This window comes from Pseudoduganella chitinolytica, assembly GCF_029028125.1.
Taxonomy (GTDB): Bacteria; Pseudomonadota; Gammaproteobacteria; order Burkholderiales; family Burkholderiaceae_D; genus Rugamonas; species Rugamonas chitinolytica.
The window spans coordinates 2,877,266-2,892,083 of record NZ_CP119083.1; the positions used below are offsets into that span (position 1 = coordinate 2,877,266).

12 protein-coding genes, 1 rRNA gene and 1 pseudogene are annotated in these 14,818 nt (G+C 64.9%); 6 read left to right on the forward strand and 8 right to left on the reverse strand.

The window, feature by feature from the left end:
- Window positions 1-136: 136 nt before the first annotated feature.
- On the reverse strand, window positions 137-1,165 hold the full coding sequence (gene murB / locus PX653_RS12755) for a UDP-N-acetylmuramate dehydrogenase (protein WP_277418230.1): 1,029 nt from the start codon (window positions 1,163-1,165) through the stop codon (window positions 137-139).
- 150 nt (window positions 1,166-1,315) lie between these two features.
- Between murB and PX653_RS12760 the strand changes: the two genes are divergently transcribed.
- The 3 genes from PX653_RS12760 to PX653_RS12770 all read left to right on the forward strand — a co-directional run bounded on the left by PX653_RS12760 (window position 1,316) and on the right by PX653_RS12770 (window position 3,746).
- Window positions 1,316-1,801, forward strand: a complete 486-nt coding sequence (locus PX653_RS12760) for a YajQ family cyclic di-GMP-binding protein (protein ID WP_107141402.1) — start codon at window positions 1,316-1,318, stop codon at window positions 1,799-1,801.
- Between the two features lie 115 nt (window positions 1,802-1,916).
- Window positions 1,917-3,185, forward strand: coding sequence for a nitronate monooxygenase (locus PX653_RS12765; RefSeq protein WP_277418231.1), 1,269 nt, complete (start codon window positions 1,917-1,919; stop codon window positions 3,183-3,185).
- A gap of 135 nt (window positions 3,186-3,320) precedes the next feature.
- On the forward strand, window positions 3,321-3,746 hold the full coding sequence (locus PX653_RS12770) for a hypothetical protein (RefSeq protein WP_277418232.1): 426 nt from the start codon (window positions 3,321-3,323) through the stop codon (window positions 3,744-3,746).
- Between the two features lie 181 nt (window positions 3,747-3,927).
- Here the strand turns inward: PX653_RS12770 and PX653_RS12775 are convergent, their stop codons facing one another.
- The 4 genes and pseudogenes from PX653_RS12775 to PX653_RS12790 all read right to left on the reverse strand — a co-directional run bounded on the left by PX653_RS12775 (window position 3,928) and on the right by PX653_RS12790 (window position 8,125).
- Window positions 3,928-5,457 carry a DUF3482 domain-containing protein gene (locus PX653_RS12775; protein ID WP_277418233.1) on the reverse strand — a complete coding sequence of 510 codons (1,530 nt, stop codon included), beginning with the start codon at window positions 5,455-5,457 and terminating at the stop codon, window positions 3,928-3,930.
- A 490-nt stretch (window positions 5,458-5,947) separates the two neighbouring features.
- Window positions 5,948-6,895, reverse strand: a pseudogene (locus PX653_RS12780) (DUF2868 domain-containing protein); the annotation flags it as partial.
- Between the two features lie 40 nt (window positions 6,896-6,935).
- Window positions 6,936-7,427 (reverse strand): hypothetical protein, encoded by a 492-nt coding sequence (locus tag PX653_RS12785; protein ID WP_277418234.1) that lies wholly within the window; start codon window positions 7,425-7,427, stop codon window positions 6,936-6,938.
- Window positions 7,428-7,543: 116 nt separating this feature from the next.
- A complete protein-coding gene (locus tag PX653_RS12790; protein ID WP_277418235.1) occupies window positions 7,544-8,125 on the reverse strand; it encodes a hypothetical protein in 582 nt (193 codons plus the stop codon).
- 81 nt (window positions 8,126-8,206) lie between these two features.
- Here PX653_RS12790 and PX653_RS12795 point away from each other — a divergent pair, with 81 nt between their 5' ends.
- Genes PX653_RS12795 through PX653_RS12805 form a run of 3 tightly spaced genes read left to right on the forward strand, consistent with a single transcriptional unit; the run spans window position 8,207 to window position 10,696 of the window.
- The gene (locus PX653_RS12795) at window positions 8,207-8,506 is read left to right on the forward strand and encodes a hypothetical protein (protein ID WP_277418236.1); all 300 of its coding nucleotides are present in this window, start codon (window positions 8,207-8,209) and stop codon (window positions 8,504-8,506) included.
- Window positions 8,460-8,765, forward strand: a complete 306-nt coding sequence (locus PX653_RS12800; RefSeq protein ID WP_277418237.1) for a hypothetical protein — start codon at window positions 8,460-8,462, stop codon at window positions 8,763-8,765. Before PX653_RS12795 ends, PX653_RS12800 begins: the two co-directional genes overlap by 47 nt.
- Entirely contained in the window at window positions 8,762-10,696 is a 1,935-nt protein-coding gene (locus PX653_RS12805; protein WP_277418238.1) for a hypothetical protein, read from the forward strand. Before PX653_RS12800 ends, PX653_RS12805 begins: the two co-directional genes overlap by 4 nt.
- Before the next feature lie 18 nt (window positions 10,697-10,714).
- Here the strand turns inward: PX653_RS12805 and PX653_RS12810 are convergent, their stop codons facing one another.
- From PX653_RS12810 to rrf, 3 genes are all read right to left on the reverse strand, one after another.
- A complete protein-coding gene (locus tag PX653_RS12810; RefSeq protein ID WP_277418239.1) occupies window positions 10,715-11,623 on the reverse strand; it encodes a response regulator transcription factor in 909 nt (302 codons plus the stop codon).
- Window positions 11,624-11,833: 210 nt separating this feature from the next.
- Window positions 11,834-13,978 (reverse strand): PQQ-dependent sugar dehydrogenase, encoded by a 2,145-nt coding sequence (locus PX653_RS12815; protein ID WP_277418240.1) that lies wholly within the window; start codon window positions 13,976-13,978, stop codon window positions 11,834-11,836.
- A gap of 681 nt (window positions 13,979-14,659) precedes the next feature.
- Window positions 14,660-14,772 (reverse strand): 5S ribosomal RNA (rrf, locus tag PX653_RS12820).
- Between the last annotated feature and the right edge of the window lie 46 nt (window positions 14,773-14,818).

The following is a 14,818-nucleotide window of genomic DNA, read 5'->3' on the forward strand; positions in this document are numbered from 1 at the left end:
CCGGGGTCCGCCCTTGGGGTCTGTCCCTGCAAGGACTGACCCCGAAGTCTGGCTGATCGGTGCGGCGGCCCACGATAACTTCAGGGTAAGTCCCCTGCGGGACAGACCCTAGGCTGCGTGCCAGCGTTGCGCCAACTCAGACGAACACCGGCTCCGGCTCCAGCCGCACGCCGTAACGCGCTTCGACATCGTCCTGGATCGCGCGCGCCAGCCGCTGCACGTCTTCTCCCGTCGCCCCGCCGCGGTTGACGAGGACCAGCGCCTGCTTTTCGTAGACCCCGGCGGCGCCGAGGCTCCTGCCCTTCCACCCGCACTGGTCGATCAGCCAGCCCGCGGCCAGCTTCTCGCTGCCGTCGGCCTGGCGGTGGTGCACCAGCGCGGGCCAGCGCTCCAGCAGCTGCGCGCACTGCGCCGCGCTGACCACGGGATTCTTGAAGAAGCTGCCCGCATTGCCGATCTCCCGCGGGTCCGGCAGCTTGCGCCGGCGCACCGCGATGACGGTATCGGCCACCTGGCGCGCCGTCGGCGCGGCAATGCCCTGCTCCGCCACGGCGGCCGCCAGTTCGGCATAGCGCAGGTTCGGCTGCCATGCGCGCGGCAGCGCGAACGTGACGCTGGTGACGATCAGGTGGCGGCCGTCCTCCTGCTTGAACAGGCTGTCGCGATAGGCGAAGCGGCAAGCGGCGCGGTCCAGCGTCACTTCGCTGCCGGTGGCGGGATCGAAGGCGGTGAGACTGTGGAACACGTCCTGCGTTTCCAGGCCGTAGGCGCCGATGTTCTGGATCGGCGCCGCGCCCACCGTGCCGGGGATCAGGGCCAGGTTTTCCAGGCCGCCCAAGCCTTGCGCCAGCGTCCATTGCACGAACTCGTGCCAGTTCTCGCCAGCGGCGGCGCGCACGTGCACGTGCTGGGTATCGCCGGCCAGGACTTCCTTGCCCGTGCTGGCGATGTGCAGCACGAGGCCGTCGAAATCGCCCGTCAGCAGCAGGTTGCTGCCGCCGCCCAGCACGAGGCGGGGCAAGGCGGCCAATGCCGGGTCGGCGAGCGCCAGGCGCAGTTGTTCGCTGGAAGTGACCCGGACATAATGGCGGGCGCGCGCGTCGATGCCGAAGGTATTGAACGGACGCAGGGAAATGTCGTGCTGAAGGCTTAGATCGGAATGCATAGCTGGCTGAGTAATTTGCTCGATTATAGAGGCAACGACACAAAAACGACCGAGCGTTCGCCCGGTTGTCCGTTAAAATGTCGGATCGTTGCGGCCGCGATGGTTGCGCGCGCAATTACAGGACCGAGAAAAGTAGAGAGGACAAAGAATATGCCATCGTTTGACGTAGTTTCCGAAGCGGATATGATCGAGGTGCGCAATGCCGTCGACCAGTCGAACAAGGAAATCACCACCCGCTTCGACTTCAAGGGCAGCGATGCACGCGTGGAGCAGAAGGAGCAGGAACTGACGGCGTTCGCGGATTCCGAATTCCAGTTGAGCCAGGTCAAGGACGTGCTGACGAACAAGCTGGCCAAGCGCAAGGTCGACGTGCGCTTCCTCGACGAGGGCAAGATCGAGAAGATCGGCGGCGACAAGGTCAAGCAGGTCATCAAGGTCAAGAACGGCCTGGAGACGGAAACGGCCAAGAAGATCACGAAGATCATCAAGGAAAGCAAGATGAAGGTGCAGGCCAGCATCCAGGGCGAATCGGTGCGCGTGACCGGCGCCAAGCGCGACGACCTGCAGGCCGCGATGGCGCTGCTGCGCAAGGAGGTGACGGACACGCCGCTGGAGTTCAACAACTTCCGCGATTGAGTCCGGAGTCGGCAGTAACGTTGGCAGAGCTTTGAGCTGCGGAGACGAATCCGCAGCGCTTGATTCAGGTAGCCCGGGGTACCCTCCTGGCGAACCCGGCAGTCTAAGGATAGCAATGAAACGAGTTGATGATTTCCGCCTGCGGTTCGGCGACAAGGAATACGTGCCGATCATGATCGGCGGCATGGGCGTGGATATTTCCACTTCCGAACTGGCGCTCGAAGCGGCGCGGCTCGGCGGCATCGGGCATATCTCCGACGCGATGGTCGAGGATGTATCCGACCGCCGTTTCGACACGACGTTCGTCAAGGACAAGACGAAGCTCTACAAGTTCAACATCAACAACATGGACAAGGCCGTGGTGCAGTTCGACCTGGGCCGCCTGGCCGAGGCGCAGCGCCTGCACATCGGCCGCACCATGGAGCAAAAGAAGGGGTCCGGCCTCATCTTCGTCAACTGCATGGAGAAGCTGACGATGAACGGCCCGCGTGAAACGCTGCGCGTGCGCCTGAACGCGGCGCTGGACGCGGGCATCGACGGCATCACGCTGTCGGCCGGCCTGCACTTCAACTCGTTTGGCCTGATGGCCGACCACCCGCGCTTCCGCGATGCCAAGCTGGGCATCATCGTCTCGTCCGTGCGCGCGCTGCAGATCTTCCTGCGCAAGAACCAGAAGCTGAACCGCCTGCCCGACTACGTCATCGTCGAGGGCCCGCTGGCCGGCGGCCACCTGGGCTTCGGCATGGACGACTGGCAGGACTACGACCTGCACACGATCACGGCAGAGGTGCTGGCCTACCTGAAGGCAGAGGGCCTGGACGTGCCCGTCATCGCCGCAGGTGGCGTATTCACCGGCAGCGACGCGGTGTCGTTCCTGGAAATGGGCGCGGCGGGCGTGCAGGTGGCGACCCGCTTCACGATCACCAAGGAATGCGGCCTGCCGGACAAGGTCAAGCAGGAATACATCCGCGCGACCGAGGAAGACATCGTCGTCAACGGCATCTCGCCCACGGGCTACCCGATGCGCATGCTGAAAAGCACCCCGGCCATCGGCACCAATACGCGGCCGGGCTGCGAATCGTACGGCTACCTGCTGGACGCCACGGGCAACTGCGCCTACATCAATTCGTACAACCGCGAAGTGGTCGCCAATGGCGGCAGCGACAAGGGCATCAAGGTGATGGACAAGACGTGCCTGTGCACGCACATGCGCAACTTCAACTGCTGGACGTGCGGGCACTACACGTACCGTCTGAAAGACACGACGCACAAGCTGGCCAACGGCGAATACCAGCTGCTGACGGCGGAGCACGTGTTCAAGGACTACCAGTTCAGCGTGGACAACCAGATCGCGCTGCCGCCGAAGGAAGAAGCGGCGGCCTGAGCGAACAGGTCACCCGTCGGAACGGCGCAGCCCGCAAGGCCTGCGCCGTTTTTCTTTGAACTCAACCGTGCGCTGTCAAATTGTCAAGTTACGTACACTGAGACAACTTCATCCCATAACAATAAGGAGAATCTCATGGTCAAACAGTTTTTCGGTCCCGCCGCCGTCGCCACGCTCACCCTGACATTGCTGGCGGGTTGCCAGACCATGTCGCAGCAAGGCGGCGCAGCCCAGGATGAAGCCCCGCCACCGGCCAATCCGGCATTTGCCGGCAGCATGGCCAGGTTCAACGCCCAGTTCCCCAGCGACAAGGCCACGAAATACGAGGACGTCTCGCTCAAATTCAACAACGAGAAGAAGCTCGACGAGCGCGGCAACTGCCACGACAAGTCGAAGTACCCGGTCACCATCGTGCTGACGCTCGATGCGGACGGCAAGGTCACGGATTCGGTCACGGACGTGTCGAACGCGAAGGCCGAGTGCTTCCGCAAGGCCTACGCCGGTGTGCAGTTCCCGAAACCGCCGATCGCCCCGTACCACAAGCCCATCCAGCTGCGCTGAGCGCAATCTCCGCACGGCCGAGGCCGTGTCCACCATGGGGTCACACCCCGCCATGGACACGGGCTCATCCATTCGTCCCGTGACCATTTAATGCTGAGCCCGTGTCCCACTTCGGTGCCTGACCCCGAGGTGAGACACGGGCTCAGCCGCTAAGCACGCCGCCCTGGCGGGCAGCGCCTTCCTATGCTGCCGGGCTCGCGTCCTCGCTAGCGTCCTCGTTGGGGTGTAACCCCATGGTGGACACGGGCTCTGCGGCCTCGGGTAGCCTGGCATTCGGGTACAGCCGGGCCAGCACGTGGGATGTGATCTTCGTCAGCAGCCGGCTGGCGATGCCGAGATCGGCTTCGTCGGGCTCGCGCAGCTCGGGCCACAGGCGGGTGACCTCGTCCTCGTGCAGTGCCACCGCCTGCTCCACTTCCTGCTGCCAGAACGGCGGCGCCTCGCTTTCCACGAAATTGCCGCGGCCGCGGCCGAAATGGGCGACGGCCAGGTAGCGCAGCACGCTCGACACCAGCATCGTGCGCAGGAACTCGTCGGACAGGCTGATCGCCGGATGCTGCCGGTCCGTGCTGGCGTTGAATCCCCAGGCGGCACCGGCAAACGTCAACGCGCCGATGACGCCGCCCAGCAGCGCTCCCGTGCCCAGGGTCAGGCCACCGGCCGCCAGGTCGGCCGACAAGCCCGTGGCAGCGCCGGAGACGATTGCGCCCAGCAGTGCCGCCTGTGCCTTCTCCACGGGCGCCTTGACGGTGAAATTGTTGCTCACGCGGGCGTTGATCTTCGGCGCCTCGCTGGCGTCCAGCCCGTGCAGCGACAGCAGCCCGACGGTCGTCTGGCTGATCGACATGTTCAGCCGCGCCACCAGCGTGTTCATCGCGCGCTCCTGGCGCTTGCGCTCGTCGCCCTTGCCCACGCCCACCAACTTCAACGCGGCAGCCAGGGCGCCCCTGTCCACGGTCTCCACCAGCTGGCGGTCGCGCGTGGCGTCCAGCAATTGCTGCGCCGTGACCGTCATGGCCTGGTGGAAGCGGCGCCGGTTGTTGTCGTCCCACTGGGCGCGCAGGCGCGCGTAGGCCTCCTGCTTGGCGGCAGGCAGCAGCGGCGCGATGGCGTCGTAGAAGACGGCTTCGTGGACCCAGCAGCGGGCAAACGCATCGAGTGGCAGCACATCGCGCACGCCGGGGAACTGGCGCAGGTGGGCGCGCCAGCGGCCTTGTTCGGCCTGCTCTTCATGGGCCGGACGCGGCGGTCCCATCTGGTTGAGCAGCACCAGCACGGGCTTGTCGAGCCACTCCAGGATCTTCATCTCGGACGGCAGGTAGCCGGCGTCCTCCGGCCGTTCCGCCGAGTTGACGAGGTACAGCACGACGTCGGCCGCATCGCGTGCGGCCCGCAGCGCCTGCTGGCTGAGCCAGAACGGCCGGTCGCGGTAGCGGTCCAGCACCTCGCGCAGGAACCAGCCGATGGGGTTGCCGGCCATCGAAAGGCGCTTCATCAGCCGTACCGAGTCGCCGAAGCCGGGCGTGTCCCACAGCAGCAGGCGGTCGCCCTGCTGCGTCTGCAGGAGCGGATGCGATTCGGCCAGCGCGGTCACGTGGGCGGCGTCGCGCACCTCGCCGACGTCCGACCCCAGCAGCGTGCGCGCCAGCGTCGTCTTGCCGTTGTTGGTGTGCGAGATCAAGGCCAGCTGGATGGTCGTGTCGCCGCTCATGCCGCCTCCCCGGCAGGTGCCAGCAGGTCGACGACCGTCGGCTCGGCGCCATGGAAGATGCAGAACTCGCGCCACAACTCGATCCGCTCCCGCACCCGTTGGGCGTCGGGGTGCGGGCGCGGAAGGCCGAATCGTCCAGCAGGACCGTGGTCGCGCCGCTGGCGCGGATGACCGCGGCGAGGAACGCGCCGTGGTTTTCCTTTTCCGGCGTGGCCGCCAGGTTGAACAATACCGCCGTCAACGTGACCGGGCCGTCATCCGCGGCGGTGGTCGCCTCGCCACCGTACGCGACCGGTGGCGCCAGCCGGACCTTGGCGCGCTCGCCCAGCAGCTTGGCAGCGACCGTTTCAAGCCCTTTCGCCCTGGCTTCGTCCAGGGTAAAGCTGTACGGCAGGACGCGCAGCACGCCGGCCTCGCCGCCGGCCACGTCGCTCAACTGGCGGAAGTACGGCTGCGTCAAGTCGAGCGGGAAGCGGCGTGCCAGCCAGCTGGCGCGCACGGCCGCGAAACTCGCCAGTACCAGCCTGGGCAGCACGACCAGCAATGCCAGCGTGGCGGCGTACAGGTGCACCCAGCGTGCGCCGGCGGCGGCCGTGGCCGTACCGCTGCCGGCGAAGTGCAGGGCCTGCACCTCGGCCAACGTAAAGCCCTGCAACGGGAAAACCGCCAGCGCGGGCCAGAACAGCAGCGACAACAGCTGGTGCACCTGGGAAGCGTCGAGGAACGTGCTTTCCCAACCGGCGCCATACTGCGCCATGACGCCGCGGGCATACAGCGATGCCAGCGCGCCCAGCGCGAACATGGCGGCGGACAGGTGGATGGTGCGGGACAAGCGGGCGGCGTTCAGCCGCGCGCTGAGCTGGCTCCATTCGGCCATGAAGGCAAACAGCGCTGCCGACAGCGCATGGGGCAGCTTGCGCGGCAGCGCGGACGGTCCAACCGACAGGCGCCGGATCCACGCCGCCCGCACGCGCGTTACGCCCGCCTTGGGGATGCACAACCAGACCAGCATGACGACATAGACCAGCAGGTTCCATGCGACGATCGCCAGCAGCGGTGCCGACAGCAGGTCAACGCGATGCGGATCGGTAATGCGGTCCAGGCCCGCGCCGAGGACCAGGGCCAGCAACGGCAACAGCCAGGCAACCGCATGCAGGCCCGTGCGCCGCCGGGCGAACCCGGCAAACGCGGGATGGCGCTGCGCCAGCTTCTTGATGATCTGCTCGGAGCGCTGCTGCAGGAAATGGTCCGACGTCGCCGCCGACTTCGTCTCGGACGCCTGCCACTGGGCCAGTTCGCGGGCCGTGCGGTTGGCATAGCGACGATCGTCGTCGCTGAGGATTTCGTGCTTCTGATCGGTGGTCTCGATGGCCTTTACCAGCACCACCTCCCTGGCCAGCTGTTCGTTCATGCCGCTCCCTTCTTGTTGAAGTGGCATTGTACAGTCGCGCTATCGATCGGGTTGCGCACGCGCGCCGTCAGGCCTCGAGGCCGGCCGCTGCGCTTTCGTCCACATCCTCGTCGGCCAGCAGCTCACGGAAGATCGAGAACACGGCCGCGCCGTAGGCCACCGTAATGGCGCCATGCCGCGGCAGGTCGGCCAGCAGCTGCTCCTTGGTCACGTTGCCCAGTTCCGGGTGGCACAGCACGACGGCACCGTCGAACAGTTCGATCTGCAGCAGTTGCTGCAACGGCGTGAAGTCACTGATGCGGGCCAGCTCGACCAGTTGCTCGTCGACGGGCTGGACGTCGCCGTCGGTGGCGACACCTTCGAGGGCCGCGCAGAACATGGCCAGCACATCCTGCAGCCAGGACAGGCCGGCGCCGTCGCGCGCGTCAAGCAACTCGGCCATCTGCGCGGCGGTCAATGCCTCGTCGGGGTTGTCATCGACAACGGTGTCGGGCGGCAGCTGCCTGAGCAGGCTGCTGAAGCTGAGGGGGAGGAATTGCAGGGTTGGCGCAGGGCTCATCGGGGACTCGCGGGCAGGTTAGCAAAAAGGCATCTGCCGCACAGTATAGCCGCTCTTGAATGGGTGCGGGCCACGCCAGCTGGCGCGGCCCTGGGCCAATGCTGCGCAACTGCTGCTCAGCCGCCCCGATTGCGTCCCGACTCGTAGCGGCCGTTGGCGCCGTCGCCAGTGTCGTCGTAACGGGCGGTCTTGCTACCTGAATCCGTGCCCTCCTGCGCCGGGCTGTCCTGCCGCTGGGCATTGCTGGGAGCACCCGACTGCCGCGAACCCTGCGGTCCCACGGCCGATTCCTGGGAACCGGCACGCTGCTTTTGCTCCAGCCCGCCTTTACCGGATTGTTGCGGCAGCCCCTGCCGGTCTTCCTCCGCCAGGGCTTCCGAACGTTGTGCCTGCTGTCGCGCACTCCATCCCGCTTGCTGCGCACCCGCGCCGCCGCGTGCGCTGCCGACATCGTCCTGCCCGCCTTGCAACGAGCCGCGATCGCGCATCGATGCGCCGCCCTCCTCCGCAGAGGCAGACTGGACATTTGCGCTGCCGCGGTCGACGACGCCAGGGGGCTTGGACTGCAGGCTGTCGTCTGAAAAGGTGGGCTCGGTGGCATCGCCGGAACGGCGGGTGACGGGCGGTTTTTGCTGGTTCGAACTCATCTTGCTCCTCCTTGAAAAAGGTGTCGCTGACTGCGAGAACAGATCGATCATGCGCGCGGCGGCTGGGGTGGAGTATAGGAGCGTGTGCCGGGCCGGCGTAGGAACGGACTGACCTCCGGTCGGGGCCGGATCATGCAAATGCGTGATTCGCGGGAGCGTCCACCCGCCTATGGTGTGGGATGGCGGCGCAGTGCGCGCGCCTGGCAAGACGGCAATGCGTTCGATGGCGATGCCAGCGGCTTGTTCACGACTGTCGGCAACGTGCCGATCACCTTATGGACGGACCCCGTCAACAACAACATCGTCTACGGCAAGGCCAACGGTACGACCGTATTCGCCGCCTACCTGGAAGAAACGGGCACGCCCCTGTCCGGCGCAAAAATGGATGGTGCAATACGCGGCGATCAAGGACCCCACCACCAATCCCGATGAGTCGCTCAACCTGCTGAACAAGGTCTTCGTGACAGTCGACAAGGAGGTCGAGTTTTCGCTCGCCAATGCGCCTTCCGGCCAGAATCTGTTCCTGACCCTGGGCGATGCCACGGCGGCGATCGTCGTCGCGGGCGCCAAGCCGGCAAACCAGTCGACCGGTGCCAGCATTACGACGGGCGACACCGTCAACACCAGCCAGGGGGCGGCTCGACGACGATCGGTGCCAATAACCAGATGGTCGATAGCGGCGAAGGCATGATCTTCGCGTTCGTGACCGGCGCCAACCCGGCGCTGACGATCCCCAACCTGAGCCATGGCGAAGCAATCTTGGAAAGCAATATCCAGTTCAGCGGGATGCTCGACGCGCGGGCCGCGTCGCTCGATATCGTGCAGACCCAGCAAGGCAAGCTGGCGACAGTCCAGCTGGTGGCCTGCAGCACGACCACCCACAGCGGCGTCAGTTACATCGACAACCTGAACAACAACACCGCCGTCGCGATCGACAACGTGATCGTCCGCAACAGCGCCGGCACGATCCTCGAGAATTCCGACGGCAGCGTCAATACGGCCGGGTTGACGATCACCTTCAGCGGCGGCGTCGCGACGGTGACGGGCGTGCAGGCCGGCTATACGATCGACTACCATACGGTGGCCGACCACAACCGCGTGCAAGTGAACAATACAGGCACTGGCGCGAACGATGCAAGCTTCGACATCGGTGGCTTCACGTTGCTGCAGGTGGCCAACGATGCGGCCGAGATCGGCTCGCGCATGCACTTCGAGGATGCCGGTCCCCGCATCGGCGCGGCGCTCGCGCTCGACACGGCGATCCTGAATACGCAGGATGCGCAGACCATCGGTCCGGCCACCGATACGGCTACGCAATCGTTCGCCGCCGCATTCGCCTTGCCCGGGGTTGGCTCGAACTTCGCCGACCAGGAGGCCATTCTCGCCAATGGCCTCGTCACATTGAACGGTACGGCCCGGATCACGGACGGCGACGGCGATTTCGCCACATCGACCGCCAAGCTCGACCTGGGGGGCAACGTGCGCTTCGATGACGACGGTCCCGGCCCGTTTTCCCCTGCCTCGATTGCCCTCATCAACAGCGGCAACGCGGTGGTGGGTGCGGCGGCCATGCTTGCGGCGGCCAGCGCCGGCGCCGATATCCCCGGCACCGCCCGATTCGTCGACGTGGCACCGGCGGACAACTTCCTGTATGCCAGCGACGGCACGACGCTGCTGAAATCCGGTGGTGAGAATATCGTACTGTCCGGTTATGGCAGCAGTGTACTGACGGCCAGGACGGTCTCTGGCGCCACGGTGTTCACCGCCACGCTGAACAGCGTCACCGACCAGTACACGATCGACTTCGACCGCCGCATCGACGACGGCAGCGGCGTCAGCTTCCTGGGCGCCGCGCCGGTCCGGTCAGGCAATCCCACCTACAACCTGATCGACAACGTCGGCGACACAGCGCACGACTTGCCGACCGTTCATACCGTCAGCATCAGCAGCAACGGCGCCGGGGTGGACAACCAGAGCATGAACCGCACCGGGATGCTGGGTGAAACCCTGCGGATCGACTTCACCAACGGTGCCGCGTTGTCCGGCTCGCCACTGGGCAGCGACTTCGTCGCCGGCACGCACCAGACCGTCAACGGCTACTCTTTCCTGCTGAGCCAGAACACACCGAGCGGACCGACGGGCACCGCCTACATCCAGGTGTTCGACGCCGACAATGACAAGGTACTCGTCAACGATCCAGGCGATGTGCTCGATACCATCACCCTGGTCAGCGTCAATGGCATGACGATCTACGACGGCAGCTTCCACACGGCGGCGATCAACGGCAGCGTGGTGTCGGGCATGCTGTACAACGGCGGCATCGTGCTCGTGGGCCTGTCCGAAGGCTTGACCGGTGACGGGACCGGTGGCGACGATCCGGTTATCAAGGTCAGCACCGCGACAGGCTTCAACCGCGTCGAGGTGTCGAATTTCGCCGGCCAGACTGTGAACGGGCAACTGCTGGGCGGCACCAGCTTCGACATTGCCCCGGCAGGCGTGGACCAGGCAGTGGCCGGCAAGCCGTTCTCGTTCGACCTGCCGATCCAGGTCACCGACTTCGATGGAGATTTCGGGCCGGTCGAAGTAATCGGCGTGCATATCGTGCCGGTACCGCTGGGCTGACGCGACGGGACGGGGCTGCTAGCGCAGCCGCGCCGGCAGTTCCGACTTGCGGTGGATGTCGAGCTTGGAAAACACGTGGGCGATGTGGGTCCGTACCGTATTGCTGCTGACACCCAGCAGGGCAGCTATTTCGCCGTGCGTACGCCCTTGCGCGTAGTGCCGGGCTGTCACCGCTTCTGCCGGCGTCAGCAAGTCGGCCGGCATTCGCTCGATAACCCTGCACAGGAACGCTTCGCCAGGCCCGCGCTCGATCGACCAACGGGTGAACCGCCCCTCATACTTGCCCTGGATGCGTAGATCAGCCAAGGCCCCCGCTGGCAATGTCCCGGGCAGGCAGCCCGGCCATTCCAGCTGTGCCAGGCACTCGAACGCGCCGTCGCAGGCCTCCACTGCGCTATGTGCACTGATCACGGCAAATCCGGCCTTGGTCCACGCACTGGTCTGCTTGGCGAGGTAGCGCCGCTGGCAGAGCTGCTTGCAGCGCAATAAGTGCGGCCACAGCGCGATGATGTAGATGGCGGCGCCCGCCGAGAAGGCGCGGCGGCCTTGACGGCCCAGCAGCAGCCAGTGTGGCGACTGTCCCGGCGCCTCTCTGGAACCGAGCAGGAGCAACTGGCGCACGGACTGGCCCTGCGCATAGCCGAGCAGTCGCCCGGGATCGAACAGCTGCTGCAACCGCACCGCGTTACACACGACCGGAGGCGGCAAGCCCAGATGAAAGCTGGAAGACAGTACGACAGGGTCGGCCGTGACGGCCGGACGGTAACATTGCCGCCGCTCGCCCACGAATCCGCAGCCAAGCTCGGCGATGTCGAAGGACAGGACTCTGGCAAGCATGGCCCGATACAGCGAGGAACAGTCGGCATAAGCAGCCTGTTCGGCCGCCTCGTACATCTCAAGCATCATGGTGGAGAAGTACTGAAGCATTGCGTCCCGCCCCTTTCAGTTGCGACGAACTGGATGGTGCAAGAACCTATCACTACACGATAGCAGCTTCCATGCCGATAGCCAGCAAGACTGGCAGAGTGAGCCGGAGAAAATCGCAATGTTCGCGGCCGTGGCCCGTCATGCCAGGCCTTGCAGGCCAACGCAAGCGAGCCGGACGACTGCTCAAGGGCGACGGCCACTCGCAAGCGCTCAGTTACGGTTGAGTATGATCTTGTACATCGCCGTGTCTGTATTGTTCGGGATGCTGTCCTTGTCTCCTGCGGCATCGCTGCTCGTCAGCCACATATTGCCGTCGATCGTCGGCTCCAGAGTGCGCAAACGGTCGTAGGTACCGTTAAAGAACTGCCGGGCATTGCTTAGATTGTCGCCCCGGATGTCGAATCGGTACACGCGCTTGCCGGCGAGGCATGCGACGTACAGCGCATCGCGGACGATCGCCATGCCGCTGCAGGACGCTTCCGTATTTCGATACGTGTACTTTGGCGCCAGGTACCCTGTCGTCGCACAGCCGGTACCGGAGCGGGACAGGATGCCCTCGCAGTTCGGCCAGCCATAGTTTCCCCCTTTCTGGATCAGGTTCGTTTCATCCTGCGTGTCGCCGAATTCCTGCGCCCATAACCGGCCCTGGGAGTCGAAAGCCAGCCCTTGAGGATTGCGATGGCCATAGCTCCAGACGTAATTTCCAAATGGATTATCGGGCGGCGGCGTGCCATTCGCATTCAGCCGTAATATCTTGCCTGAGAGGTGACGAACGTCCTGCGCATAGGCGCCGTTCTGGGCGTCCCCCGTGGCGGCATAGAGCTTGCCGTCCGGCCCAAAACGCAGGCGGCCGCCATTATGGAACTTGTTACGGCTGATTCCCTTCAGCAGGACCTCCAACGAGCTGGCGTCCAATGCCCCGTTGCGATATCGGATGCGGACAATACGATTGTCCGTCGGGCTGGTGTGATAAACGTACAGCCAGGAATCCTGGTCGGGGAAGCCGGGCGGTATGGCCAGACCGAGCAGGCCGCCTTCGCCATCCGTTCCCTGGACATTGGGAACGGTACCGAGGCTCCTTTTCGATCCGGTCACGGGATTGAGCGCAACGACCTCATGTGCATCGCGACGGGAGTAGAACACCGTGCCGTCCGGCAGGGCGGCCAGGCCCCACGGGATATCAGTGTCGCGCGCCACTTCCACTGTCGAGCAGATCACGTCGGTGCAGGTACTGCCCGAGGTCAGCGACAGCGCCGCGCTGCGCGCCGACACATTGCCTTGCCCGTCCCGGGCGGCCACCGTGTATTGGTAAGTCGTATTGGCGGCCAAGCCGGTATCCGTATATCCGCGCGTCGTGCTCGTGCCGACCAGGATGTTATTGCGGTAGACGTCATACGCGACCACGGCGACGTTATCGGTGGACGTGGTCCAGCTCAGCGTGACAGCGGTACCCGCGACCGTGCCTTGCAGACCCGTGGGAGCTGACGGCGGCTGGGTGTCCGCCTGGCATTGCGGCACTTTCACTGGTAGCGATGCGCTGGCCTGGGAAACGTTACCCGCGGCATCACGCGCATTGACGTACACGCCCCAGTTCGCACCAGGCACCAGCACGAGTTGGGCAGTAAGCGTGCTGGCGTTGACCGTGCCCAGGGCCTGACCGTCGCGATAGATATCGTAGTAAGCGATGCCGACATCGTCCGTCGAAGGCTCCCATGTAAGCCTGGCCGACCTGCACGTCAGGTCGGCGATCGCGAGGCCGCTGGGCGGGGTTGGGGCCTGCGTGTCGGTGGGCGGAGGCGTCGACCCGCCAATTGACCACTGCTGGTGTGGCGTGCCTTGGCAGTGCCACGTATCGATGCCCGTGGCATTGGCGGTTTCGCCGCCTTTTACGGTCAGGCACAGGCCTGACTTCGGATTGACAATGGTTTTGTCCGCCCTCATGGTCCACTTCTGATTGGCGCCGCCGTGGCATGGATATGACTGGACGAGCGCTTGCGGCTCGACGCTGGCGCCCCGGATATCGAGGCAGCGGGCGCCGCCAAACGTTCTCAGCTCGCCGGCGCTGGTGAACTCCCATAGTTGATTGGCGCCGCCGTGGCAGTCAAAAAGGATTGCCGGCGCGCGCGGCTCCTGGCTCCCCTTGGCGATGTCCAGGCAGCGCTGCGAATCGTTGCTGACCAGTACTGCACGCGGCCCCGCGCTGACTGGCGCAGTTGCCGAGAGCAGCAGGGTCGCTGTTGCAAACGCGACAAAGCCACCGACCCGGCGCCAGATCCCGCGCCGACGGCCCGTTTCCCAGCCTGCGGACCGGGCCTGCAAGAGCTGCCGATTCGCGCTCTTCCGGATTGATTCCATAACGTCCCCGCATGAAAGAGGTAGGTGACGCCACGCCTGAGCGATCCCGCGATGTGGCGAGCAGGGTCGTCGGGAACAGCCCATGAGTGTCACCGGTTGCCACTACCCGCTAGGCTATCACTGGCAGGCTCATGGCGTCGTAACCGTTGGCCGTGTATCGTCACCGCGCCAACTGGTGACCTGGAGACGCCCCCGTGGCGCCTGTGTCCAGCCCCGCGGCGCATGAGGATCAGGGTCTGTCCTCGAGGGACTACCCCTGTTTTCAATAGCGCACTCGAAAAGGATCCAGAAATGAAAAAACCCCGCCAGGTCACTGGACGGGGGTTCTCTGCGTAGAACTCGCAAGCGCCACGTGCTTAGGGTCTGTCCCGCCGGGACTGACCCTGGTTTTCATCGCAGGCCGCCGTTGCGCCCTAAGTACTCTTCGTCGCGACGCTGGGAACCCTGGGTGCCATGCACTCATCTTCGGGTCTCAGCACCCAAGATGAGTGCCTGACACCGGCGGCTCGCAAGCGCCACCGGCTTAGGGTCTGTCCCGCCGGGACTGACCCTGGTTTCCATCGCCGGCCGCTGCTGCACCCCAGGTAGTCTTCGTTGCTACGCCTGACACCGGCGTTTGATTTCGCGAGCACAAATGAAAAAAGCCCACCAGATCACTGGTGGGCTTTTCTCGGTATAACAGCCTGACGATAACCTACTTTCACACTGGTTGCAGCACTATCATCGGCGCAAAGTCGTTTCACGGTCCTGTTCGGGATGGGAAGGGGTGGGGCCGACTTGCTATGGTCATCAGGCATGACTTGTACGTAGTCTCGTTCCCGACAGGGCAACGCGACTACT

Excerpts from the sequence above, each read along its gene's own strand:
- murB (WP_277418230.1), bottom strand. The coding sequence starts at position 1,165 with ATGCATTCCGATCTAAGCCTTCAGCACGACATTTCCCTGCGTCCGTTC.
- PX653_RS12760 (WP_107141402.1), top strand. The coding sequence starts at position 1,316 with ATGCCATCGTTTGACGTAGTTTCCGAAGCGGATATGATCGAGGTGCGC.
- PX653_RS12765 (WP_277418231.1), top strand. The coding sequence starts at position 1,917 with ATGAAACGAGTTGATGATTTCCGCCTGCGGTTCGGCGACAAGGAATAC.
- PX653_RS12770 (WP_277418232.1), top strand. The coding sequence starts at position 3,321 with ATGGTCAAACAGTTTTTCGGTCCCGCCGCCGTCGCCACGCTCACCCTG.
- PX653_RS12775 (WP_277418233.1), bottom strand. The coding sequence starts at position 5,457 with ATGAGCGGCGACACGACCATCCAGCTGGCCTTGATCTCGCACACCAAC.
- PX653_RS12785 (WP_277418234.1), bottom strand. The coding sequence starts at position 7,427 with ATGAGCCCTGCGCCAACCCTGCAATTCCTCCCCCTCAGCTTCAGCAGC.
- PX653_RS12790 (WP_277418235.1), bottom strand. The coding sequence starts at position 8,125 with ATGATCGATCTGTTCTCGCAGTCAGCGACACCTTTTTCAAGGAGGAGC.
- PX653_RS12795 (WP_277418236.1), top strand. The coding sequence starts at position 8,207 with ATGCAAATGCGTGATTCGCGGGAGCGTCCACCCGCCTATGGTGTGGGA.
- PX653_RS12800 (WP_277418237.1), top strand. The coding sequence starts at position 8,460 with ATGGTGCAATACGCGGCGATCAAGGACCCCACCACCAATCCCGATGAG.
- PX653_RS12805 (WP_277418238.1), top strand. The coding sequence starts at position 8,762 with ATGATCTTCGCGTTCGTGACCGGCGCCAACCCGGCGCTGACGATCCCC.
- PX653_RS12810 (WP_277418239.1), bottom strand. The coding sequence starts at position 11,623 with ATGCTTCAGTACTTCTCCACCATGATGCTTGAGATGTACGAGGCGGCC.
- PX653_RS12815 (WP_277418240.1), bottom strand. The coding sequence starts at position 13,978 with ATGGAATCAATCCGGAAGAGCGCGAATCGGCAGCTCTTGCAGGCCCGG.